We start from the raw sequence: 22,301 nt of genomic DNA, 5'->3' as shown, positions 1-22,301 counted from the left end.
GCAGATTAAATGGTGCCGCAAACCTTCTCAATCAGCTCCACCGGGAACTGCATTGACTGCATAATGTGTTCAATCATGCTGCATTTACGGCCTGTATTGGTGTTGGTGATCACCCAGTATGGCGTACCTGGCACGTGTTTTGGCTTGGTCTGACTGCCGCTTGCCAGCAGCGTTTGTTCGTTACCCGCAAAGTAGATGCGGGTACGACCATGTAAAGACTCAGTCGCTTCACCAAAGGTTTTTGCATCCAGTTGGTAGAGCGTGGAAAGCACCATCATGAAACGGTTAACGGCTTTCTTTTGTTCTGCGTACTCATCTGAGAGTAGCAATTCACGGACCGCACGGACGCGATCGCGAGCCCGATTCACAGGTTTCTCTTCGGTCGCAGGCGTTGCAGCGGCTTTCGCTGCATTCGCGGTAGGAGGGGTCGTCGCTGCGGGAGTCTGACCGGCGGTGAACTTCAGCATACGCCGTAAAATGTCGGACGCGCTTTCGCCAATGTGCTGCGTGTGGCTGGCAATATAGCGATACAGCTCGTCATCAACTTCAATCGTTTTCATCTTCATCCAGTGCGATATCTTTTCTGAATACAAGTCGCTGGGATTATAGGGGCAAATCCCAACAGCGGGTAGCGCCGCGAAAGCCAGATTAAACTGAATGTTGCGGCGCTGCGGCAGGAATAGCTTCATGATACCCTAACCCTACGAATCAAAAAAAAGAACTTTGCCATGAAATTAAACGCTCGCCTGCAAACTGCGCAACAATTGATTAGCAATTCCTCGATTGTTCTCATCCACGGCCTGTTTGGCAGCCTTGATAACCTGGGTGTGCTGGCCCGGGACCTCGGTAAGGACCATACGCTGCTGCAAATTGACCTGCGCAACCATGGTTTGTCTGAACGCAGTGAGGAGATGAACTACCCTGCGATGGCGCAGGATGTTGTGGAAACGCTGGACGAATACGGCATTGAAAAAGCGATCGTCATCGGCCATTCGATGGGCGGCAAAGTCGCGATGGCGCTGACCTCCATTGCCCCGGAACGTATCGATAAACTGGTGCTGATAGATATTGCGCCCGTCGATTATCACGTCCGCCGCCACGACGAAATCTTTGCTGCCATCAACGCCGTTAGCGAAGCCGGAATCAAAACACGTTCTCAGGCTGCGGCCTTGATGCGCGAACATATAAAGGAAGAAGGCGTGATTCAGTTCCTGCTGAAGTCCTTTGCCGACGGAGCCTGGAAGTTCAACGTCCCGGTACTCTGGAATGAGTACGAGCAGATTGTTGGCTGGCAGACCCTCCCTGCGTGGGATCATCCAGCACTATTTATTCGCGGCGGCGACTCTCCATACGTGGATGAATCCCATCGGGAGGCGCTGCTTGCACAGTTCCCCAAAGCACGCGCTCACGTGATTGCTGGTGCCGGACATTGGGTGCACGCCGAAAAACCGGATGCGGTTTTACGCGCCATTCATCGTTTTATTGACGAAACTGATTAAAAACAGACCGACTGGCCGCAAGTTGTGGCTAACGCGTTGGCGCGCCGGGCCTGCTAATGTATGATGGCGCGCTTAAATGCGCCGGAGCATTCTGCTCGCAGCATCCTGAATTTCCTGTCAGTACTCTAATCATGGCAAAAGAACAAACGGACCGTACAACATTAGATCTGTTCGCGGACGAGCGTCGCCCAGGGCGGCCCAAGACTAACCCGCTAACGCGGGATGAGCAGCTGCGTATCAATAAACGCAACCAACTCAAACGCGATAAAGTACGCGGCCTGAAACGAGTAGAGCTAAAACTCAACCACGATGCGGTGGATGCGTTAAACCAGCTTGCTGATGCGCGTAATATCAGCCGCAGCGAGCTGATAGAAGAGATGTTGCTGGCCCAGCTAAAGCAACACCTGAGCTAAAACACGTCATCCAGCCGTACTATCAAGTCAAAATAGTGAACACTAATTGCCCTGCATGTTGCAGTCTGTGCACAGCAAACGGTTAGCAGTTTCCGCACTGTCGCGTGTTCTGCTATGATTGCCGTATCTGTGGGCAATAAGCCGCCACCATATCATTAAGTTTCAAGAGGTTATTCAACTCATGGCAATCGTAGGCATTTTTTTCGGCAGCGACACCGGTAACACCGAAAATATCGCGAAGATGATTCAAAAACAGCTCGGTAAAGACGTTGCTGAGGTGCGTGACATTGCGAAGAGCAGCAAAGAAGATTTAGAAGGGTTCGACATCCTGCTGCTTGGCATCCCTACCTGGTACTATGGCGAAGCACAGTGCGACTGGGATGATTTTTTCCCAACGCTGGAAGAAGTGGATTTCAACGGTAAGCTCGTTGCGCTGTTTGGCTGCGGTGACCAGGAAGATTACGCAGAGTATTTCTGTGATGCCCTGGGGACTATCCGCGACATCATCGAACCGAACGGTGCGACCATCGTCGGGCACTGGCCAACGGCCGGTTATCACTTTGAAGCTTCCAGAGGCCTTGCGGATGACGATCATTTCGTTGGCCTGGCTATCGATGAAGACCGTCAGCCGGAGCTGACCGCCGAGCGCGTGCAGAAGTGGACTAAGCAGATCTCTGATGAGCTGCATCTTGCAGATATCATCAACGCCTGATGAATCGAGACGCAGGTTACCCGCCTGCGTCTTATTGATAGTTATTACCAATGAAAATAATTGCTACAATTTTGTAACTTTTCCAACTATCCCTGTACAATATCCCACGAGTCACATTTGTTGAAACATCTGCAAATAGCGATTCGGCCACGATTTTTTAGCTGTGTTATGCTTCATACTTACAGTTTCTATTTAGACGTGGTGGTTATATGCATCCTGCATAAGGGTGTATAATGAGACGCATTAATCTTAACGCTCAACTAGTCCGAGCAAAACGTTAAGCAACAGGACAAATTCCGCATGACTGACAACAATACCGCATTAAAGAAGGCCGGCCTGAAAGTCACGCTTCCTCGTTTGAAAATTCTGGAAGTGTTACAGGGACCGGTAAACCACCATGTCAGTGCGGAAGACTTATACAAACGTCTGATTGATATGGGTGAAGAGATTGGTCTGGCCACGGTGTACCGCGTGCTGAACCAGTTTGATGACGCAGGAATCGTTACCCGTCATAATTTCGAAGGTGGCAAGTCGGTGTTTGAGCTGACGCAGCAACACCATCACGATCATCTGATTTGCCTGGATTGCGGCAAAGTTATCGAATTCAGCGATGACTCTATCGAAGCCCGCCAGCGTGAAATCGCAGCTCGTCACGGCATCCGTCTGACCAACCACAGCCTCTACCTGTATGGCCACTGCGCCGAAGGTGACTGCCGCACTGACGAAACTTACCATGAGTCCCGCGACAAGTAATCATTAGCCCCTCGCGGGGACTTGGGATAAAAAAACCGGTGAGCATGCTCACCGGTTTTTTATTGCTCCAGCAACGCTTATTTGTTGTTGTTGCGGATTTCCTGCCAGATTTTATCGCACTTCGCTTTCACCGCCTGGTCATTGCCTGTGTGAGTGGCCTGGATACAGTTCTGATAATCCAGGGTACGCACCGTCTCTTTCTTAGCGAAGTCCTGATGTTCCTTCTCCTGCCCCAACACGTTCAGCACGCTCTGGCAGGCCTCAATTTTGTCCGGGTTACCTTCAGCAGTGTTGATACAAGTGCTGTAAGCTTGCTTCAATTTCGAATCTTCTGGCGCAGTGTTTGGCTGTGCACATGCCGTTAATCCCAGAGCGAGTACGGACAGCATAATTATTTTTTTCATGGTTGATATCCTTAAGAAAGCCGGGTGCTCGCACACCCGGAATCACATCAGAAGATAGTGAAAGGTGCGATAACGATGAACTTCACGTCACGCTCATCCTGGAAGATGTTGTTGTAACCGCCGCCATAGCTTGGGAGATCGGAGTGGTTGTCGTACTGAGTGAAGTGCAGCTTAAACAGCGTACCTTTCGCACGACCATCCTGTACGGTATACAGCGCATCCAGGCTGTATGCAGATTCTCTCAGGCGCTGGTCCTGATCATAAATCGGCGCACTGCTTGGTTTCGCATCCCAACCGTAAACGTAAGAAGCGCCTACAGCCCAACCGGCCAGATTCCAGTTGCTCAGGTCATACATCGCCCCGGCAAAGATGGCTTTCTCACCGTTAGCGTTGAAGTCAGAGCGGTTATCCCACCAGATATCCAGACGACCGTTGGAAGAGGAATAGGTTGGGGTCATACGCTGCAGGAAGTAGCCCTGGTTACCATCTGCTTTAACCCAGGTGCCTTCCAGACGCAGATCGACCTGCCCCACTTTATAACCAAACGTTAACGCCTGAAGCCATGCCATACCGTCATAAAGGTCGTTTGCTAAGGCCACCTGATCGCCGGTGGTCAAATTTTTCTGATCGCTTACTCGATCGTGCGCACCATAAAACTGATAGCTGGTGGTCAGAGGGCTGCCCGCCAGTTCGAACTTATAGGAAGCTTTGGCGAAATACTGATCCATGTATTGCTCAGCCTGTCCAAACGCGGCTTCCACAACGAGGTCATTTTTGAAATCATATTTCGCACCCAGGGAGTGCAGGTAGGAGACGCCCGTTTTACGGTCTCCCTGATAAAAGTGATCCATCTCAAGGTGCCACGGTGACTTATATTTATCCGTCCACATATAAGAAAAGCTGAGCGCACCGGCATCGCCATAGTCAAAGTTCATACCTGCTTCTGCACCGCGGTAAGTACCGGGCATGAAGCTCCAGTGCGGTGCCAGCAGACTCTGGCCCGTTGGTTGAATATAACCACCGCGGGCCCAGAGCGGACCATATTTAAATTTACCGGCAGCTTTATAGAGGCTGATTCCGCTTTTATCGCCCGACCAGTCTTCATCGTAAGCATGGTTTGAAGAAGAAAAAGCAATTTCGTTCGGGTGGCCGCTGTCACCGTTTTCGGCCATTTCAATGGCGGTAAAGGCTGCGATATCCAGACCAAACATGTCGGCCGCATAGCCGGACTGGAAGTCGAGATTAGCGTTCCAGGTAGAGTGCGAGAGGTTAGTTTCGTATTTGTCGTGATTATCTACATTTTTACGGTCACGTTCGCGCTGCCAGTAATAGATACCGCCGGTCAGCGTTGAGTCATCGATAAAACCTTCCGCTGCTGCCTGAGGGGCGATAACAATGCCTGAAAGAGCTGTCACACCGGCGATAGCAAGCGCCAGCGCACTACGTTTGCCACTAAACGTACGCATGTTGAAATCCTCTTTGACGTATAAATATTCACCCGGTGTGAAAGCACCTGACGGTGAAAAAAAATTAAAATGCCTTACGGCTAAAAAAGCGGTTTTGAAATATTGCCCGCATTACTGCTGCACTAAGACTATTTTTCGCGGCGCGAATTATCAACGACTTTGTAAGAGATAATTCCTATATTATGACGAAGAGCACATATTCTGTGTGAATATGTAACAAATTGCTCCAATGGAACTTTCCACCTTTAATTGCATTTTTCATGGAGCAAACGACCAAATGAAAGCGCTCTCATACTTTTTAAATGAGAATAATTTCACTTTCAGGTCAATAGGGGATTATTAGAAATGGTTATGCGTGTAGGTATTAATTCGCGACGCGAAAAGGATGGTAATCTTATCTAACTGATTTTTAAGTAAAAAAAAGCGCCACTTTATGCGGCGCTTCAGGAGCAGGACGAAGAATTAATCGCCGATTTTTGCCCAGGTATCACGCAGGCCAACGGTGCGGTTGAACACCAGTTTGGTAGCGGTTGCATAACGGCTGTCGAGGCAGAAATAACCTTCACGTTCAAACTGGTACGCTTTGCCTGTTTCCGCATTTTGCAGACTTGGCTCAACGAAACCTTGTTTAATCACAAGGGATTCCGGATTGATTGTTGCCAGGAAATCCTCTGCGCTGCCCGGATTGGCTACGCTGAACAGACGATCGTAGAGACGAATTTCAACGGGCAGAGCATGCGCTGCGCTAACCCAGTGAATGACGCCTTTAACTTTACGGCCATCCGCAGGATCTTTGCTGAGCGTTTCCTGGTCATAGGAGCAGTGCAGCGTCGTGATATTACCTTCTGCGTCTTTCTCAACGCTTTCAGCTTTAATCACGTAAGCATTACGCAGACGCACTTCTTTGCCCATTACCAGACGCTTATACTGCTTGTTCGCTTCTTCGCGGAAATCAGCACGATCGATATAGATCTCGCGGCTAAACGGCACCTGACGGCTACCCATTTCTGGCTTATTCGGATGGTTAGGCATTGTCACCATCTCTTCACTACCCTGCGGGTAGTTTTCGATGATCACTTTTACCGGATCCAGCACGGCCATGGCGCGTGGTGCATTTTCATTCAGATCGTCACGGATACAGGATTCCAGAGAAGCCATTTCCACCGTGTTGTCCTGTTTGGTCACGCCAATGCGCTTGCAAAACTCACGAATGGACGCTGCGGTGTAACCACGACGACGCAAGCCTGAGATCGTCGGCATGCGCGGGTCATCCCAGCCCTCAACAATCTTCTCAGTCACCAGCAGGTTCAGCTTGCGCTTGGACATGATGGCGTATTCGAGATTCAGACGAGAGAACTCGTACTGACGCGGATGGGCCGGGATAGTGATGTTATCCAACACCCAATCGTACAGACGACGGTTATCCTGGAACTCCAGCGTACACAGTGAGTGCGTGATCCCTTCCAGCGCATCGGAAATGCAGTGGGTGAAATCGTACATCGGGTAGATGCACCACTTGCTGCCGGTCTGATGGTGATCGGCAAATTTAATACGATAAATGACCGGATCGCGCATCACGATAAACGGAGACGCCATATCGATTTTCGCACGCAGAGAGGCGGTGCCTTCTGCAAATTCACCGTTACGCATTTTCTCGAACAGCGCGAGGTTTTCCTCAACCGTACGATCGCGATATGGGCTGTTTTTACCCGGAGCGGTCAGAGAGCCACGGTATTCGCGGATCTGCTCAGGAGTCAGCTCGTCAACGTACGCCAGCCCTTTGTTAATTAGCTCAACGGCATAATTAAACAGCTGGTCGAAGTAATCAGACGAGTAACGCACGTCGCCAGACCAGTGAAAGCCCAGCCACTCAACGTCACGCTTAATTGAATCAACGTATTCGATGTCTTCTTTTACCGGGTTGGTGTCATCGAAACGTAAATTGCACAGCCCCTGATAATCCTGGGCGATACCAAAGTTCAGACAGATAGACTTTGCATGGCCGATATGCAGATAGCCGTTTGGCTCAGGCGGAAAGCGGGTGCAGATACGGTCGTGCTTACCATTAGCCAGATCTTCATCGATAATCTGGCGAATAAAGTTAGTTGGGCGGGCTTCAGCCTCACTCATCGCGGATTCCTCAAGACAAAACTTTCGTTAACGGCACATGATCTTATAAGCAGGCGTATGAAACAACCATTAGTTGCATTTATTGGGGCGCTGGGGAGGAAAGTAAAGGGGGTTGATTCGAATACAGAAAAAAGCGGCTGAGGAAATCCCCCAGCCGCTTAAGGCACAATGCTAACTCAGGAGCAATTATTTGCCTTTAATTTCGTACAGAGGTGTCTGTCCTGCAACAACGGAGCCCTGCGCCTGAATAACCAGGCCGCTGAAATCATCGATGTTGCTGCACACGACCGGGCTTATCATGGAGCGCGCATTAGCGTTCAGGAATTCAAGATCCATTTCCAGAACTGGCTGGCCGGCGACCACTTCAGCCCCCTCTTCCACCAGGCGAGTAAAGCCCTGACCGTTCAGCGCAACGGTATCAATGCCCATGTGGACAACGATCTCCGCGCCTTTTTCGGTTTCCAGGCAGAACGCATGGTTGGTGTTAAAGATTTTAACGATGGTACCTGCCGCTGGAGAGACAACGAATTTATCCGTTGGCTTAACCGCCACGCCATCGCCCACAGCCTTGCTGGCAAAGGCTTCATCAGGAACCTGCTCCAGCGCAACAACGTCACCGGTAACCGGAGAGACCAGCGCCGCGATGGTAACCGCATTGGCTACGGCCTGTGGTTTAGCTGCAACAGGAGCTTCCTGAACCGCGCTAACAGCAGCAGCGGCAGCAATTGGCCCCTTAGCAATCTCGCTCTTCATGACCGCAGCAACCGCTTCGGCCTTAGCACCGACGATAACCTGCACTGTCTGCTTGTTCAGTTTCACAACACCCGAAGCCCCAAGGCGCTTACAGGCTGCATCATTAACTTGTGCAGAATCTACAACGGACAGGCGTAGACGGGTAATACAGGCATCAATACCTTTCAGGTTGGCAGAGCCACCGACTGCTGCAACATACTTACGCGACAGTTCAGCCAGACCTTCTTCGGTGTTGCTGTTGGCTTCTTCAGTCACCACGTCGTCGGAAGCATCTTCACGACCAGGCGTTTTCAGGTTGAACATGCGGATAACTGCACTGAACAGGAAGAAGTAAACCGCGAAGGCCACAATCCCCATGACAACCAGAATCCAGACGTTCTTACTTGCAGCCGGCAGGTTGTACATCAACACGTAGTCGATAGCACCTGCGGAGAAGGAGAAGCCGGCATGGATACCAAGCGCCGTCGCAACGAACAGGCTCAGACCAGTCAACAGCGCGTGAATGAGATACAGCACCGGAGCCAGGAACATAAACAGGAATTCAAGTGGCTCGGTGACCCCCGTCAGGAATGCCGTTACCGCTACGGACAGCAGCATACCGCCAACCATAGGACGACGCTCTTTAGGCGCTGACAGATACATGGCCAGTGCCGCACCCGGCAGACCAAACATCATAATAGGGAAGAAGCCGGACATGAACATCCCGGCAGTGCCGTCACCCGCATAGAAGCGGTTGATGTCACCGTGGAAGATAGTCCCTGCCGCGTTAGTGAACTCACCAATCTGGAACCAGGCGATAGTGTTCAGTACCTGATGCAAACCCGTTGGGATTAACAGACGGTTTACGAAACCGAAGACACCCGCACCGAATGCACCCGCAGAAACAATCCACTCACCACCGGCATGAATCGCATCCTGCACAGGAGGCCAGACATAACCGAAGATAGCAGCCAGGATCAGACAGAAGAAGCCAGTGGCGATAGGGACGAAACGCTTGCCGCCGAAGAAGCTCAGGAAGTCAGGCAGTTTGATATCAGACCAGCGGTTATAAACAGCACCAGCGACCAGGCCGGTGATGATACCGGACAGTACGCCCATGTTGACCACAGGGTTAATTGTCACCATCGCTTTGGTCATAATGAACCAGCCAACGGCACCCGCCAGTGCAGCAGCACCCGCGTTATCTTTAGACCAGGTCGATGCAACACCAATTGCAAAGACTAAAGCCAGGTTATCAAAAATAGAACCGCCCGCCTGCGCGATGAACGGCATGTTCAAAAGATCGGGCTGACCGAAGCGCAGCATCAATGCCGCAACCGGCAGTACTGCGATGGGTAGCTGTAACGCCCTACCTAATCTTTGGAAAAAACCAAGAATATTCACTCTCTTCCCCCTTGAATCACCTGTACGGATCATCATGACTACAACTTTTTATTTGAAAGTCATCATTACATTGATGACGACGATTCACATCTCAGCGTGAAGTGTGAAAAAAATTAATTCGTATCGCAAATTAAACACACGTTTTTTGTGACTTTAGTCACCAAATATCGCTAAAACCCCCCCTTCTGACTGGCTATCCCCTAAAACTTATTTTATCATCCAAAAAATCGAGACGGATTGAACCCTCGGGCATTGCCAGCAATCTGGGTTACCCTTAGAGAGATATATTCATTCCGCCAAAGCCGTTTTCTATTAACTCTTAATGAGGTGAATAATGAGACTGATTCCCCTGGCTACCCCAGCACAAGTAGGCAAATGGGCTGCGCGCCATATCGTTAACCGTATTAATGCATTCAAACCAACCGCGGACCGTCCATTTATCCTGGGCCTGCCTACCGGTAGCACACCAATGGAAGCGTACAAAGCGCTGGTTGAGATGCATAAAGCGGGCCAGGTCAGCTTCAAGAATGTAGTGACTTTCAATATGGATGAATATGTTGGCCTGCCAAAAGAGCATCCGGAAAGCTATCACACCTTCATGCACAAGAATTTCTTTGACCACGTTGATATCCCGGCAGAAAACATTAACCTGCTGAACGGCAACGCGGAAGATGTTGATGCAGAATGCCGCCGCTACGAAGAAAAAATTCGTTCTTACGGCAAAATTCACCTCTTTATGGGTGGCGTGGGCAACGACGGCCACATCGCATTCAACGAACCAGCCTCTTCACTGGCTTCCCGCACCCGAATCAAAACGCTGACCCATGACACTCGTGTGGCAAACTCCCGCTTCTTCGATGGCGATGTGAATCAAGTACCAAAATTCGCACTGACCGTTGGCGTCGGCACCCTGCTGGATGCAGAAGAAGTGATGATTCTGGTTCTGGGCCACGTTAAAGCGCAGGCTCTGCAAGCTGCCGTGGAAGGCAACGTTAACCACATGTGGACCATCAGCTGCCTGCAGCTGCATCCAAAAGCCATCATGGTTTGCGACGAACCGTCCACCATGGAGCTGAAAGTGAAGACGCTCAAGTACTTCAACGAGCTCGAAGCAGAAAATATTAAAGGTCTTTAAGCACTACTTTTTAACCGGGGGTAATTATGTTTGCACTAACCCACGGTCGGATTTATACCGGCCATGAAATTCTGGATGACCACGCGATTGTTATCGCTGACGGCCTGATTGAGCGCCTTTGTCCGCGTTCCGAACTCCCTGCGGGTATCGAAACTCGCGATCTGGGCGGTGCTATCATCGCCCCCGGTTTTATTGATGTGCAGCTGAACGGCTGCGGTGGCGTACAGTTTAACGACAACATTGACGCCGTCACGGTTGAAACGCTGGAGATCATGCAGAAGGCGAACGAACGTTCGGGCTGCACCAGCTATCTGCCAACGCTTATCACCTCCAGCGACGAACTGATGGCGCAGGGTGTGAAAGTGATGCGCGAGTACCTGGCGAAATATGACAACCAGGCGCTTGGTCTTCACCTGGAAGGCCCGTGGCTAAACATGGTGAAAAAGGGGACGCATAACCCGAGCTACGTCCGTAAACCAGACGCAAAATTAGTCGATTTCCTCTGCGCAAACGCAGATGTGATCACCAAAGTGACGCTGGCCCCGGAAATGGTTGAACCAGAAGTGATCAAAAAACTGGTCGCCGCCGGAATCATTGTTTCCGCTGGTCACTCTAATGCTACGGTCAAAGAAGCGAAGACTGGCTTCCGCGCGGGTATCACCTTTGCCACCCACCTGTTCAACGCAATGCCTTATATTACAGGCCGTGAACCAGGGCTTGCGGGGGCAATCTTTGATGAACCTGATGTTTACTGCGGCATCATTGCCGATGGCCTGCACGTAGACTATGCCAATATTCGTACCGCTAAACGTGTGAAGGGCGACAAGCTCTGCCTGGTCACCGATGCGACTGCTCCGGCAGGGGCGAATATTGAACAGTTCATTTTTGCTGGTAAAACAATATACTACCGTGACGGTTTGTGTGTAGATGAGAACGGTACGTTGAGCGGATCGGCCCTGACAATGATTGAAGGGGTACGTAACCTGGTTGAACATGCCAACATTGCGCTGGATGAAGTCCTGCGTATGGCCACTCTCTATCCGGCCCGTGCAATGGGCGTTGAAAAGCAGTTGGGCACCATTGAGGCTGGCAAAGTAGCCAACCTGACCGCCTTCAACCGCGATTATAAAATCATCAAGACTTTCGTTAATGGTAACGAGGTCGTAACTGAGTAAATAAGGCATGACGACTGGCGGACAGGCTCAAATAGGTAATGTCGATCTCGTAAAACAGCTGAATAGTGCGGCGGTTTACCGCCTGATTGACCAGCAAGGTCCTATTTCACGCATTCAGATTGCCGAACAGAGCCAGCTTGCTCCCGCCAGCGTCACCAAAATTACTCGTCAGCTGATTGAGCGCGGCCTGATTAAAGAAGTCGATCAGCAGGCCTCCACCGGGGGCCGTCGCGCTATCTCCATCATTACCGAAACCCGTAATTTTCAGGCCATCGGCGTACGACTTGGACGCCACGATGCGACCATCACACTGTTCGATCTCAGTGCCAAAACCCTTGCCGAAGAGCACTATCCCCTGCCTGAACGTACGCAGGAAACGCTTGAGCACGCCCTGCTGAAGGCTATTGCCAGTTTTATCGAACAGTCACAGCGTAAAATTCGCGAGTTAATTGCCATCTCTGTCATCCTGCCCGGTCTGGTCGAGCCAGATACCGGTGTCATTCGCTATATGCCCCACATTCAGGTCAACAACTGGTCTTTGGTTGAAAGTCTTGAAAAACGTTTCAATCTCACCTGCTTTGTTGGCCACGATATCCGCAGCCTGGCGCTTGCCGAGCACTATTTTGGTGCGACACAGGACTGCGAAGACTCTATTTTAGTGCGCGTGCACCGAGGGACGGGCGCAGGCATTCTCTCCAGCGGCAGAATTTTTATCGGCCGTAACGGTAACGTCGGCGAGATCGGCCACATCCAGGTTGACCCTTTAGGAGAGCGCTGCCATTGCGGTAACTTTGGCTGCCTCGAAACCATTGCGGCCAATGCCGCGATTGAAGGTCGCGTCCGTCATCTGCTGGAGAACGGTTATAACAGCCGTCTCACCCTTGAAGATTGCGATATTGTGGCAATTTGCAAAGCCGCGAATAAAGGTGATTCGCTGGCCTGCGAAGTTATCGAGCACGTTGGCCGCCATCTTGGTAAAGCCATCTCCATCGCGATAAACCTGTTTAACCCGCAAAAAGTAGTGATTGCCGGGGAGATTATTGAAGCAGAAAAAGTACTGCTTCCCGCTATCGAAGGCTGCATCAATACCCAGGTGCTCAAGGCGTTCCGTAAAAACCTTCCTGTCGTGCGCTCACGTCTGGATGACCGCTCGGCAATCGGCGCTTTTGCTTTAGTGAAACGCGCCATGCTCAACGGCACGCTGCTGCAACGCCTGCTGGAAAGTTAACGGGATCCCTCCCCGAATTACGCTATAGTGACGCTTTCTTTGAATACGAGCCAGATTAGTCAATGACCATCAAGAATGTAATTTGTGATATCGACGGCGTGCTGATGCACGACAACGTCGCCGTGCCGGGTGCCAATGCTTTTCTGGCAGGCATCCTTGAAAAAGGGTTACCGCTGGTTCTGCTCACGAACTATCCTTCGCAGACGGGCCAGGATCTGGCAAACCGCTTCGCCTCGGCGGGCGTCGATGTGCCGGACAGCGTGTTTTATACCTCAGCCATGGCAACCGCAGATTTCCTGCGCCGTCAGGAAGGCAAGAAGGCTTACGTTGTCGGCGAAGGCGCGTTAATCCACGAATTATATAAAGCCGGCTTTACCATTACCGACATCAACCCCGATTTTGTCATCGTGGGTGAAACCCGCTCCTTTAACTGGGAGATGATGCACAAGGCCGCCTACTTTGTGGCAAACGGCGCGCGCTTCATCGCCACTAACCCGGATACCCACGGTCGTGGTTATTATCCGGCCTGTGGTGCACTCTGCGCGGGTATCGAAAAAATATCTGGTCGTAAACCTTTCTGCGTCGGCAAGCCAAGCCCGTGGATAATCCGCTCTGCGCTCAATAAGATGCAGGCTCATTCAGAACATACGGTCATCGTCGGCGACAACCTGCGTACCGATATCCTTGCGGGCTTCCAGGCGGGGCTTGAGACAATTCTGGTGCTCTCCGGCGTCTCAACGCTGAACGACATCGACGCCATGCCGTTCCGCCCTTCTTATATTTATCCGTCAGTTGCGGAAATCGACATTATCTAATCAAACGACGCCTGGCAGTGCCGGGCGTTTTTTATCGCTTCGGTATTTATCCTTCAGCGCATCAGGACGCCATCAATAAAAACCCAGGATTATTAACGATTCGTTAATTTTCACCCTGCTTTCCTGCTCTTTTTTCATAAATCAACAATGCTCGTTGCGATATTTTCTTTCCGAAAGCTAAAAGGCTTGCATTCCCGCGCCTGAATGAGCAAATTCGATGTATGCAAAGCAACAACGCCGCTAAAAAATCATGACACGGAAGCGGTGACAACACGAATAAGCCGCTCAGGCAGGCATGACGGAGAAAGTACTATGTGTTCTATTTTTGGTGTTCTGGATATAAAAACCGACGCGGTCGAGCTGCGTAAGAAAGCGCTGGAGCTGTCCCGTCTGATGCGCCACCGCGGCCCGGACTGGTCAGGCGTCTATGCCAGCGACAAAGCGATCCTCTCCCATGAACGCCTTTCCATTGTCGATGTGAATGCCGGTGCCCAGCCGCTCTATAACAAAGAGAAAACCCACGCGCTGGCGGTGAACGGTGAAATCTACAACCATCAGGCCCTGCGCGCTGAATATGGCGATCGCTATGATTTCCAGACTGGCTCTGACTGCGAGGTCATTCTCGCGCTATATCAGGAAAAAGGCCCTGAATTCCTGGACGATCTGCAGGGCATGTTCGCTTTCGTGCTGTACGACAGTGAAAAAGACGCTTATCTGATTGGCCGTGACCACATCGGCATCATCCCTCTTTATATGGGCCATGACGAACACGGCAACATGTATGTTGCCTCTGAAATGAAGGCACTGGTTCCGGTATGTCGCACCATTAAAGAATTCCCGGCGGGCAGCTACCTGTGGAGCCAGGACGGCGAGATCCGCAGCTACTACCAGCGCGACTGGTTCAGCTATGACGCCGTGAAAGACAACGTGACCGACAAAGACGAGCTGCGCCAGGCGCTGGAAGATGCGGTTAAGAGCCACCTGATGTCCGACGTACCGTACGGCGTGCTGCTGTCAGGCGGCCTGGACTCTTCTGTGATTTCAGCCATCACCAAGAAATTTGCCGCTCGTCGCGTAGAAGATGAAGAGCGTAGCGAAGCATGGTGGCCGCAGCTGCACTCCTTCGCCGTTGGTCTGGTCGGCTCCCCTGACCTGAAAGCCGCGCAGGAGGTGGCAAACCACCTGGGCACCGTCCACCACGAAATCCACTTCACCGTGCAGGAAGGGCTGGATGCGATTCGCGACGTTATCTACCACATTGAAACTTATGATGTGACCACGATCCGTGCCTCAACGCCGATGTATCTGATGTCCCGCAAAATCAAAGCCATGGGCATCAAAATGGTGCTTTCTGGCGAAGGCTCCGACGAAGTGTTCGGCGGCTACCTTTACTTCCACAAAGCGCCAGACGACAAAGAGCTGCATGAAGAAACGGTGCGTAAACTTCAGGCTCTGCATATGTTCGACTGCGCCCGTGCGAACAAAGCGATGTCCGCATGGGGTGTTGAAGCCCGCGTACCTTTCCTGGACAAGAAGTTCCTCGACGTGGCGATGCGCATCAATCCAAAAGATAAGATGTGCGGCAACGGCAAAATGGAAAAACACGTCCTGCGCGAGTGCTTTGAATCCTACCTGCCGGCAAGCGTGGCATGGCGCCAGAAAGAACAGTTCTCTGACGGCGTGGGTTACAGCTGGATTGATACGTTAAAAGAAGTGGCTGCCGGTCAGGTGACGGATCAGCAGCTGGCAACAGCTGCATACCGTTTCCCGTACAACACGCCGGGTTCAAAAGAAGCATATCTGTATCGTGAGATCTTCGAAGAATTGTTCCCGCTACCAAGCGCAGCAGAGTGTGTTCCCGGTGGCCCATCAGTGGCATGTTCGTCCGCTAAAGCGATTGAATGGGACGAAACATTCAAAACCATGAATGATCCTTCAGGACGCGCCGTAGGTGTTCACCAGTCAGCCTACAAATAGACGATCCTGACTCATAAACGGGCCTGCGGGCCCGTTGTCATTTCTACAAAATACCTCCCGATTTTATCCTCCTGACCGTCGGTTAATTCTTCGAAATAACCGATTGTTGCTGATATTTCCAGCAAGCTGTTCGCAAGCTGGTCAAACAGACAATTTCCGCCGCTTTTCGGGAAAAAATTTGTTGACGCTGTACGGTCAACTACGCATAATGCGCCCCGCAACGCCGATAAGGTGACGCATAAAAAGAAGGCTACTTAGCTCAGCTGGTTAGAGCACATCACTCATAATGATGGGGTCACAGGTTCAAATCCCGTAGTAGCCACCATTCTTTTTACGCCGCGGGAGTGGCGAAATTGGTAGACGCACCAGATTTAGGTTCTGGCGCCGCAAGGTGTGCGAGTTCAAGTCTCGCCTCCCGCACCATTTTAACGCGTTGCATGGATGGGGTATCGCCAAGCGGTAAGGCACCGGTTTTTGATACCGGCATTCCCTGGTTCGAATCCAGGTACCCCAGCCAATTTTTCTTCGATATGTTGCGTCTGTCGCAAGGTTATTGGGGTATCGCCAAGCGGTAAGGCACCGGTTTTTGATACCGGCATTCCCTGGTTCGAATCCAGGTACCCCAGCCATCGAAGAATGCACTTCGGCTACGTAGCTCAGCTGGTTAGAGCACATCACTCATAATGATGGGGTCACAGGTTCGAATCCCGTCGTAGCCACCATATTATTGGGGTATCGCCAAGCGGTAAGGCACTGGTTTCTGATACCAGCATTCCGAGGTTCGAATCCTCGTACCCCAGCCAAAAAAAAGACGTTTGCTTTTGTGAACGCACCCCGTTGGGGTATCGCCAAGCGGTAAGGCTCTGGTTTCTGATACCAGCATTCCGAGGTTCGAATCCTCGTACCCCAGCCAACATTTAGAAAGCTCGCTTCGGCGGGCTTTTTGCTTTTCTGCGTCCGGAGAAAACAGGCGGTTCCCCGCCCGTTGTAACCCGCCAGTCATAAGCCTAACGCATACTTCAGCGCTTTACGTTTTAGCCCACCTCCGCGTTCGGCCGCCATCAGGCCCAGATTACGAATCACACGAAGTGGCCCCAGATTGTTGCTGAAACCCGCGTAGAACAGGTCCATACCGCTTTGCATCAGGAAATTATCGGCCTGGCGGCGCGTCTGGTAACGTTTCAAAATTGTGGCATCGGCCCAGCCTTCGCCGTAACTGCGCGCGTTAATCATGACCTCAAGCAGCGCATCCACATCACGATAGCCCAGGTTGACTCCCTGCCCCGCCAGAGGATGAATGGTGTGTGCCGCGTCGCCGATTAATGCCAGGCCCTGCCGGGTATATTTCAAAGCATGGCGGCGAGTTAACGGGAAAGCTCCGCATGCGACAGGCATTACCGTACCCAGGCGCTGCGGGAAAGTGGCCGCTATCGCTTTTTGCAGCTGCGGCATCGTCATTGCTTTTAGCTGACGAATACGCGCAGGAGAGTCGTACCAGACCAGAGAAGCCCAGTTATCGAACAGAGGCAGGAAGGCGTGCGGGCCCGTAGGCGTGAAGTGCTGCCAGGTACTGTAACCCGGAGCTTCCTCGCACTTAACGGTTATTAGCATGCAGGACTGGCGATAGTCCCAGGCGTGGATGCCAATGCCGGCCCACTGGCGGATCTGTGAGTTTGCCCCGTCGGCGCCAATAATCATCGGCACGGTCAGCGTTTCACCGTCTGCAAAGTCCAGCGTCCAGCGCCCCTCTTTACTTGCCATATGCGTTAGCTGTGCCGGACAAAGCAACGTGACGTTGGCGTGCGTCTCCAGCGCTTTCCACAAAGCTATCTGCAGGACATTGTTCTCGACCATATAACCCAGTTCGGGCAAGCCAAGCTCCTGCGCCTCAAACGCAACGTGGGCGGTTTCCCACTCCCAGGTTTCCAGCTTGCGGTACGGATGGCTGCGCATGGCGCGGATTGAATCCCAGACGCCCAGCGACTTCAGCAACGCGACAGAAGCGCTGCTGATAGCGGAGATCCGGACATCTGGCTGGCTGTTTCCATCAAACTCTGCCGGAACATGGTGTTCAATGACCGCGACCTTAAAGCCGTTTTGCGCAAGCCCCAGCGCCGCCGCTGCGCCGACCATGCCCCCACCCACCACTGCGACGTCGATTGGTTGAATTGCCATAGTGAACATTTCCTTAATTTGTCTAAGCTAATTCTACCGGGTTTCGTGGCTGGTCACATCCCCGTCAAAGCATTACAATACGCGGCCTCGAATACGGGCTCACATTAAGCAATGGCAAGTCGATGACAAAAAAACTCCATATCAAAACCTGGGGCTGTCAGATGAACGAATACGATTCATCGAAGATGGCCGATCTGCTGAACAGCACGCATGGCTATACGCTCACGGATAATCCGAAAGAAGCAGATGTGTTGCTGCTCAACACCTGCTCTATCCGTGAAAAAGCACAGGAAAAAGTCTTCCATCTGCTGGGCCGCTGGAAGCTTCTGAAGCGTAAAAATCCCGATTTAATTATCGGCGTCGGCGGCTGCGTGGCTTCCCAGGAAGGAAAGCTCATCCGTCAACGCGCGCATTATGTGGATATTGTCTTTGGCCCGCAGACCCTGCATCGCCTGCCGGAGATGATCAATAAAGTCAGCGGTAACCGCAGCCCGATCGTCGACGTCAGCTTCCCGGAAATCGAAAAGTTTGATCGTCTTCCTGAGCCGAAAGCAGATGGCCCAACGGCATTCGTTTCTATTATGGAAGGCTGCAACAAATACTGTACGTACTGCGTGGTGCCGTATACCCGTGGGGAAGAAGTTAGCCGTCCATGTGATGACATCCTGTTTGAATGTGCCCAGCTTGCGGCGCAGGGTGTACGTGAAATTCACCTGCTCGGCCAGAACGTCAATGCCTGGCGTGGTGCGGCTTACGACGGCGGCATCTGCTCATTTGCCGAACTTCTGCGTCTGGTCGCGGCCATCGACGGCGTGGATCGTATTCGCTTCACCACCAGCCACCCGATTGAGTTTAGCGACGATATCATCGACGTTTATCGCGATACGCCAGAACTGGTCAGCTTCTTGCACCTGCCGATTCAGTGCGGCGCCGACCGGATATTGAATCTGATGGGCCGTACCCACACGGCGCTGGAATACAAAGCAATTATCCGCAAGCTGCGTGCTGCGCGTCCGGATATCCAAATCAGCTCTGACTTTATCGTTGGCTTCCCCGGCGAAACCCAGCAGGACTTTGAGCAGACGATGAAGGTCATTGCCGACGTGAACTTCGACGTCAGCTACAGCTTTGTCTTCTCGGCCCGCCCGGGTACGCCTGCGGCAGATATGGTTGATGACGTGCCGGAAGAAGAGAAGCTGCAACGTCTGTATATCCTGCAAGACCGTATTAACCAGCAGGCGATGGAATGGAGCCGAAAAATGGTCGGTACCACCCAGCGCGTTCTGGTTGAAGGCACATCGCGCAGAAACATCATGGAGTTGACCGGACGCTCCGAAAACAATCGCGGAGTCAACTTTGAAGGGACTCCGGATATGATCGGTAAATTTGTTGATGTCGAAATTACTGAAGTTGCAACTAACAACTCTCTGCGCGGTAAAGTTGTGCGCACAGAGGCAGAAATGGGGCTACGCGTTATCGAAGCGCCAGAGTCAGTGATTGCTCGCACACGTAAAGAAAACGAGATCGGCGTCGGTCTCTATCAGCCATAATTCCGCTCTGTTTTGCTCATCGGTTTGCTCACGCCGTGGACCGATGGGCAATTTCATCGTTTGCACTTGCTTTCTGAAGCAGCCACCCAAATATCCAAACCGAGGCTTGCGCCAATATCACTCGCCGTAAATAATCACTTTATGGCCTGACGATAGCAGGCACGGCATAATTGATGACCACTCCCGTTTTATGACAACCGGCCCTGAGTGACCCAGAGGATAAGTTTGAATATCGAAACACGTGAAATTACGCTGGAACCTGCAGACAATGCCCGTTTGCTGAGCCTGTGCGGCCCGTTTGATGACAATATCAAGCAGCTCGAACGTCGGCTGGGTATCGAAATCAACCGTCGTGACAATCAATTCAAGCTCACCGGGCGCGCCATTCTGGTGAACGCCGCCGCAGATATCCTGCGCAACCTGTATGTGGATACCGCCCCGATGCGCGGTGAGTCTCAGGATATCGACCCGGAACAAATTCATCTCGCTATTAAAGAGATCCGCGTGCTGGAGCAGTCCGCAGAGCATGTGCCGGAGTATGGCAAGGCAGTGAATATCAAGACCAAACGCGGCGTCATTAAACCGCGTACGCCAAACCAGGCGCAGTACATTGCCAATGTTCTCGACCATGACATCACCTTTGGTGTTGGCCCCGCCGGTACGGGTAAAACCTACCTGGCCGTTGCCGCAGCGGTAGATGCGCTGGAGCGCCAGGACGTCAGGCGTATCCTTCTGACCCGCCCGGCGGTAGAAGCAGGTGAGAAACTGGGCTTCCTGCCGGGTGACTTAAGTCAGAAGGTCGATCCTTATCTGCGTCCGCTGTACGACGCCCTGTTCGAAATGCTCGGCTTCGAACGCGTCGAAAAGCTGATGGAGCGCAACGTGATTGAAGTTGCCCCGTTGGCCTATATGCGTGGCCGTACGCTCAATGACGCCTTTATCATCCTGGATGAAAGCCAGAACACCACCATCGAACAGATGAAGATGTTCCTGACCCGCATTGGCTTTAACTCCAAAGCGGTTATCACCGGTGACGTAACGCAAATTGACCTGCCTCGCAATATGAAGTCCGGCCTTCGTCATGCCATTGAAGTGCTGTCCGAAGTCGATGAAATCAGCTTTAACTTCCTCAACAGCGAAGACGTTGTGCGTCACCCCGTCGTTGCCCGCATCGTTAACGCCTATGAAGCGTGGGAAAGCGCCGAACAGACCCGTAAGGATGAGCTGGCCGCAGAGCGCAAGCGTGAAGCTATGGCCATTAACCACGCCGCTCAGGAGAGCAAATGAGTCAGGTCATTCTGGATTTACAACTTGCCTGTGAAGAGACCGCAGGCCTGCCGACAGAAGCGCAGTTTCAGGCCTGGCTTGATGCGGTGATCCCGCAGTTTCAGGAAGAATCAGAAGTTACGATTCGCCTGGTGGACGATGCAGAGAGCCACGAGCTGAATCTGACCTGGCGCGGCAAAGATAAATCCACCAACGTACTCTCTTTCCCTTTCGAAGCGCCGCCGGGCATTGAGCTTCCCCTGCTGGGAGATCTGATCATCTGCCGTCAGGTCGTTGAAAAAGAAGCCAAAGAGCAGGAGAAGCCGCTGGAGGCGCACTGGGCGCATATGGTCATTCACGGTAGCCTGCATCTGCTGGGTTATGACCATATAGAGGACGAAGAGGCCGAAGAGATGGAATCTCTTGAAACAGAGATAATGCTTGCTCTTGGCTACCTCGATCCGTACATTGCCGAGAAAGAATAGCCGCTAACGTCATGATGACGGCAGCGTAAAAGGTGCAGGTAGCGCAATATCAGGCTGCCTGTTATCTATCCATAACCGAGGGGCCACAAACCTAACGCCATGAGCGACGACAACTCACAAAACAGTGACACGCCTGCCAGTAAAAAGGGATTTTTCTCCCTTATTCTCAACCAGCTATTTCACGGTGAGCCAAAAAACCGTGACGATCTGCTGACGCTAATCCGCGATTCGGAGCAAAACGATCTTATCGATCAGGACACCCGTGACATGCTCGAAGGGGTAATGGATATCGCCGACCAACGCGTCCGCGACATCATGATCCCACGTTCGCAAATGGTGACGCTCAAACACAACCAGACGCTGGATGAGTGCCTCGATGTCATCATCGAATCGGCCCACTCCCGCTTCCCGGTGATTAGCGAAGACAAAGATCATATTGAAGGGATTCTGATGGCCAAGGATCTGCTGCCGTTTATGCGCAGCGATACCGAGCCGTTTAGCATGGAAAAGGTATTACGTCAGGCCGTTGTAGTCCCTGAAAGTAAGCGTGTTGACCGCATGCTTAAAGAGTTCCGTCAGCAGCGCTATCACATGGCGATTGTGATTGATGAATTCGGCGGCGTCTCGGGTCTGGTGACCATTGAAGATATTCTCGAACTGATTGTTGGTGAAATCGAAGATGAGTACGACGATGAAGAAGACAGCGATTTCCGCCAGCTGAGTCGCCACACCTGGACGGTGCGCGCCCTTGCCTCTATTGAAGATTTTAACGATACCTTCAACACCAATTTTAACGACGATGAAGTGGATACTATTGGTGGACTGGTCATGCAGGCGTTCGGGCATCTGCCGGCGCGCGGCGAAACCATTGACATAGACGGTTACCAGTTCAAGGTCGCGATGGCTGACAGCCGCCGTATTATTCAGGTCCACGTCAGAATTCCGGACGATTCGCCGCAACCGAAACTGGAAGATTAATTTA

The 22,301-nt window shown here is 52.0% G+C and carries 19 protein-coding genes and 7 tRNA genes; 20 read left to right on the top strand and 6 right to left on the bottom strand.

Translation table 11 applies throughout. The features are described from left to right. Positions 1–5: 5 nt before the first annotated feature. A complete protein-coding gene (gene seqA, locus HYQ67_RS11325) occupies positions 6–560 on the bottom strand; it encodes a replication initiation negative regulator SeqA (protein WP_202303792.1) in 555 nt (184 codons plus the stop codon). A 168-nt stretch (positions 561–728) separates the two neighbouring features. On the opposite strand from seqA, the gene ybfF reads away from it, so the two are divergent. The 4 genes from ybfF to fur all read left to right on the top strand — a co-directional run bounded on the left by ybfF (position 729) and on the right by fur (position 3,377). Further along, positions 729–1,499 (top strand): esterase, encoded by a 771-nt coding sequence (gene ybfF / locus HYQ67_RS11320; protein WP_202303791.1) that lies wholly within the window; start codon positions 729–731, stop codon positions 1,497–1,499. A gap of 131 nt (positions 1,500–1,630) precedes the next feature. Further along, positions 1,631–1,912: a LexA regulated protein gene (gene ybfE / locus HYQ67_RS11315; protein WP_202303790.1), complete on the top strand. Its 282-nt coding sequence runs from the start codon at positions 1,631–1,633 to the stop codon at positions 1,910–1,912. A gap of 181 nt (positions 1,913–2,093) precedes the next feature. Beyond that, positions 2,094–2,624: a flavodoxin FldA gene (gene fldA / locus HYQ67_RS11310; protein ID WP_202303789.1), complete on the top strand. Its 531-nt coding sequence runs from the start codon at positions 2,094–2,096 to the stop codon at positions 2,622–2,624. 300 nt (positions 2,625–2,924) lie between these two features. Further along, positions 2,925–3,377, top strand: a complete 453-nt coding sequence (gene fur / locus HYQ67_RS11305) for a ferric iron uptake transcriptional regulator (protein ID WP_202303788.1) — start codon at positions 2,925–2,927, stop codon at positions 3,375–3,377. A gap of 77 nt (positions 3,378–3,454) precedes the next feature. Here the strand turns inward: fur and chiQ are convergent, their stop codons facing one another. The 4 genes from chiQ to nagE form a co-directional block, all read right to left on the bottom strand. Further along, positions 3,455–3,781 carry a ChiQ/YbfN family lipoprotein gene (chiQ, locus tag HYQ67_RS11300; protein WP_202303787.1) on the bottom strand — a complete coding sequence of 109 codons (327 nt, stop codon included), beginning with the start codon at positions 3,779–3,781 and terminating at the stop codon, positions 3,455–3,457. Positions 3,782–3,828: 47 nt separating this feature from the next. Continuing rightward, on the bottom strand, positions 3,829–5,247 hold the full coding sequence (chiP, locus tag HYQ67_RS11295) for a chitoporin ChiP (RefSeq protein ID WP_202303786.1): 1,419 nt from the start codon (positions 5,245–5,247) through the stop codon (positions 3,829–3,831). 462 nt (positions 5,248–5,709) lie between these two features. After that, entirely contained in the window at positions 5,710–7,377 is a 1,668-nt protein-coding gene (gene glnS / locus HYQ67_RS11290; RefSeq protein WP_202303785.1) for a glutamine--tRNA ligase, read from the bottom strand. A 186-nt stretch (positions 7,378–7,563) separates the two neighbouring features. Beyond that, the gene (gene nagE, locus HYQ67_RS11285) at positions 7,564–9,513 is read right to left on the bottom strand and encodes a PTS N-acetyl glucosamine transporter subunit IIABC (protein ID WP_202303784.1); all 1,950 of its coding nucleotides are present in this window, start codon (positions 9,511–9,513) and stop codon (positions 7,564–7,566) included. A 334-nt stretch (positions 9,514–9,847) separates the two neighbouring features. Here nagE and nagB point away from each other — a divergent pair, with 334 nt between their 5' ends. From nagB to HYQ67_RS11225, 12 genes are all read left to right on the top strand, one after another. Then, positions 9,848–10,648, top strand: coding sequence for a glucosamine-6-phosphate deaminase (gene nagB / locus HYQ67_RS11280; RefSeq protein WP_202303783.1), 801 nt, complete (start codon positions 9,848–9,850; stop codon positions 10,646–10,648). 26 nt (positions 10,649–10,674) lie between these two features. Beyond that, entirely contained in the window at positions 10,675–11,823 is a 1,149-nt protein-coding gene (nagA, locus tag HYQ67_RS11275; RefSeq protein ID WP_202303782.1) for an N-acetylglucosamine-6-phosphate deacetylase, read from the top strand. 7 nt (positions 11,824–11,830) lie between these two features. Next, positions 11,831–13,051, top strand: a complete 1,221-nt coding sequence (gene nagC, locus HYQ67_RS11270) for a DNA-binding transcriptional regulator NagC (protein ID WP_202303781.1) — start codon at positions 11,831–11,833, stop codon at positions 13,049–13,051. Positions 13,052–13,113: 62 nt separating this feature from the next. Further along, positions 13,114–13,866, top strand: a complete 753-nt coding sequence (locus tag HYQ67_RS11265; RefSeq protein WP_202303780.1) for an HAD-IIA family hydrolase — start codon at positions 13,114–13,116, stop codon at positions 13,864–13,866. A gap of 312 nt (positions 13,867–14,178) precedes the next feature. Then, complete coding sequence (asnB, locus tag HYQ67_RS11260) at positions 14,179–15,843, top strand: asparagine synthase B (protein ID WP_202303779.1); 1,665 nt, start codon at positions 14,179–14,181, stop codon at positions 15,841–15,843. 248 nt (positions 15,844–16,091) lie between these two features. Further along, positions 16,092–16,168: transfer RNA gene (locus HYQ67_RS11255), tRNA-Met, on the top strand. Positions 16,169–16,181: 13 nt separating this feature from the next. After that, a tRNA-Leu gene (locus HYQ67_RS11250) sits at positions 16,182–16,266 on the top strand. Positions 16,267–16,285: 19 nt separating this feature from the next. Beyond that, a tRNA-Gln gene (locus tag HYQ67_RS11245) sits at positions 16,286–16,360 on the top strand. Positions 16,361–16,397: 37 nt separating this feature from the next. Further along, positions 16,398–16,472 (top strand) — tRNA-Gln (locus HYQ67_RS11240). Positions 16,473–16,488: 16 nt separating this feature from the next. Further along, positions 16,489–16,565, top strand: a tRNA-Met gene (locus tag HYQ67_RS11235). A 6-nt stretch (positions 16,566–16,571) separates the two neighbouring features. Next, positions 16,572–16,646, top strand: a tRNA-Gln gene (locus tag HYQ67_RS11230). A gap of 35 nt (positions 16,647–16,681) precedes the next feature. Continuing rightward, positions 16,682–16,756, top strand: a tRNA-Gln gene (locus HYQ67_RS11225). An 86-nt stretch (positions 16,757–16,842) separates the two neighbouring features. On the opposite strand, the gene ubiF is transcribed toward HYQ67_RS11225, so the two are convergent. After that, positions 16,843–18,018, bottom strand: coding sequence for a 3-demethoxyubiquinol 3-hydroxylase (ubiF, locus tag HYQ67_RS11220; protein ID WP_202303778.1), 1,176 nt, complete (start codon positions 18,016–18,018; stop codon positions 16,843–16,845). A gap of 122 nt (positions 18,019–18,140) precedes the next feature. On the opposite strand from ubiF, the gene miaB reads away from it, so the two are divergent. The 4 genes from miaB to corC all read left to right on the top strand — a co-directional run bounded on the left by miaB (position 18,141) and on the right by corC (position 22,297). Further along, positions 18,141–19,568: a tRNA (N6-isopentenyl adenosine(37)-C2)-methylthiotransferase MiaB gene (gene miaB / locus HYQ67_RS11215; RefSeq protein WP_202303777.1), complete on the top strand. Its 1,428-nt coding sequence runs from the start codon at positions 18,141–18,143 to the stop codon at positions 19,566–19,568. A gap of 225 nt (positions 19,569–19,793) precedes the next feature. Continuing rightward, complete coding sequence (locus HYQ67_RS11210; RefSeq protein ID WP_202303776.1) at positions 19,794–20,855, top strand: PhoH family protein; 1,062 nt, start codon at positions 19,794–19,796, stop codon at positions 20,853–20,855. Next, positions 20,852–21,319: an rRNA maturation RNase YbeY gene (gene ybeY, locus HYQ67_RS11205; protein ID WP_202303775.1), complete on the top strand. Its 468-nt coding sequence runs from the start codon at positions 20,852–20,854 to the stop codon at positions 21,317–21,319. The genes HYQ67_RS11210 and ybeY overlap by 4 nt, the downstream gene beginning before the upstream one ends. A 99-nt stretch (positions 21,320–21,418) precedes the next feature. Further along, the gene (gene corC, locus HYQ67_RS11200) at positions 21,419–22,297 is read left to right on the top strand and encodes a CNNM family magnesium/cobalt transport protein CorC (RefSeq protein WP_202303774.1); all 879 of its coding nucleotides are present in this window, start codon (positions 21,419–21,421) and stop codon (positions 22,295–22,297) included. The last annotated feature ends 4 nt before the right edge of the window (positions 22,298–22,301 follow it).

Source organism: Dryocola clanedunensis subsp. sulfonylureivorans, from assembly GCF_016756775.1.
In the GTDB taxonomy this organism is placed as follows: domain Bacteria; phylum Pseudomonadota; class Gammaproteobacteria; order Enterobacterales; family Enterobacteriaceae; genus Dryocola; species Dryocola clanedunensis.
The sequence above is the reverse complement of the archived record's forward strand: the minus strand, read 5'-3'. Positions and strand labels throughout refer to the sequence as shown.

Coding starts and splice junctions, on each gene's coding strand:
- seqA (WP_202303792.1), bottom strand. CDS start 560: ATGAAAACGATTGAAGTTGATGACGAGCTGTATCGCTATATTGCCAGC.
- ybfF (WP_202303791.1), top strand. CDS start 729: ATGAAATTAAACGCTCGCCTGCAAACTGCGCAACAATTGATTAGCAAT.
- ybfE (WP_202303790.1), top strand. CDS start 1,631: ATGGCAAAAGAACAAACGGACCGTACAACATTAGATCTGTTCGCGGAC.
- fldA (WP_202303789.1), top strand. CDS start 2,094: ATGGCAATCGTAGGCATTTTTTTCGGCAGCGACACCGGTAACACCGAA.
- fur (WP_202303788.1), top strand. CDS start 2,925: ATGACTGACAACAATACCGCATTAAAGAAGGCCGGCCTGAAAGTCACG.
- chiQ (WP_202303787.1), bottom strand. CDS start 3,781: ATGAAAAAAATAATTATGCTGTCCGTACTCGCTCTGGGATTAACGGCA.
- chiP (WP_202303786.1), bottom strand. CDS start 5,247: ATGCGTACGTTTAGTGGCAAACGTAGTGCGCTGGCGCTTGCTATCGCC.
- glnS (WP_202303785.1), bottom strand. CDS start 7,377: ATGAGTGAGGCTGAAGCCCGCCCAACTAACTTTATTCGCCAGATTATC.
- nagB (WP_202303783.1), top strand. CDS start 9,848: ATGAGACTGATTCCCCTGGCTACCCCAGCACAAGTAGGCAAATGGGCT.
- nagA (WP_202303782.1), top strand. CDS start 10,675: ATGTTTGCACTAACCCACGGTCGGATTTATACCGGCCATGAAATTCTG.
- nagC (WP_202303781.1), top strand. CDS start 11,831: ATGACGACTGGCGGACAGGCTCAAATAGGTAATGTCGATCTCGTAAAA.
- HYQ67_RS11265 (WP_202303780.1), top strand. CDS start 13,114: ATGACCATCAAGAATGTAATTTGTGATATCGACGGCGTGCTGATGCAC.
- asnB (WP_202303779.1), top strand. CDS start 14,179: ATGTGTTCTATTTTTGGTGTTCTGGATATAAAAACCGACGCGGTCGAG.
- ubiF (WP_202303778.1), bottom strand. CDS start 18,018: ATGGCAATTCAACCAATCGACGTCGCAGTGGTGGGTGGGGGCATGGTC.
- miaB (WP_202303777.1), top strand. CDS start 18,141: ATGACAAAAAAACTCCATATCAAAACCTGGGGCTGTCAGATGAACGAA.
- ybeY (WP_202303775.1), top strand. CDS start 20,852: ATGAGTCAGGTCATTCTGGATTTACAACTTGCCTGTGAAGAGACCGCA.
- corC (WP_202303774.1), top strand. CDS start 21,419: ATGAGCGACGACAACTCACAAAACAGTGACACGCCTGCCAGTAAAAAG.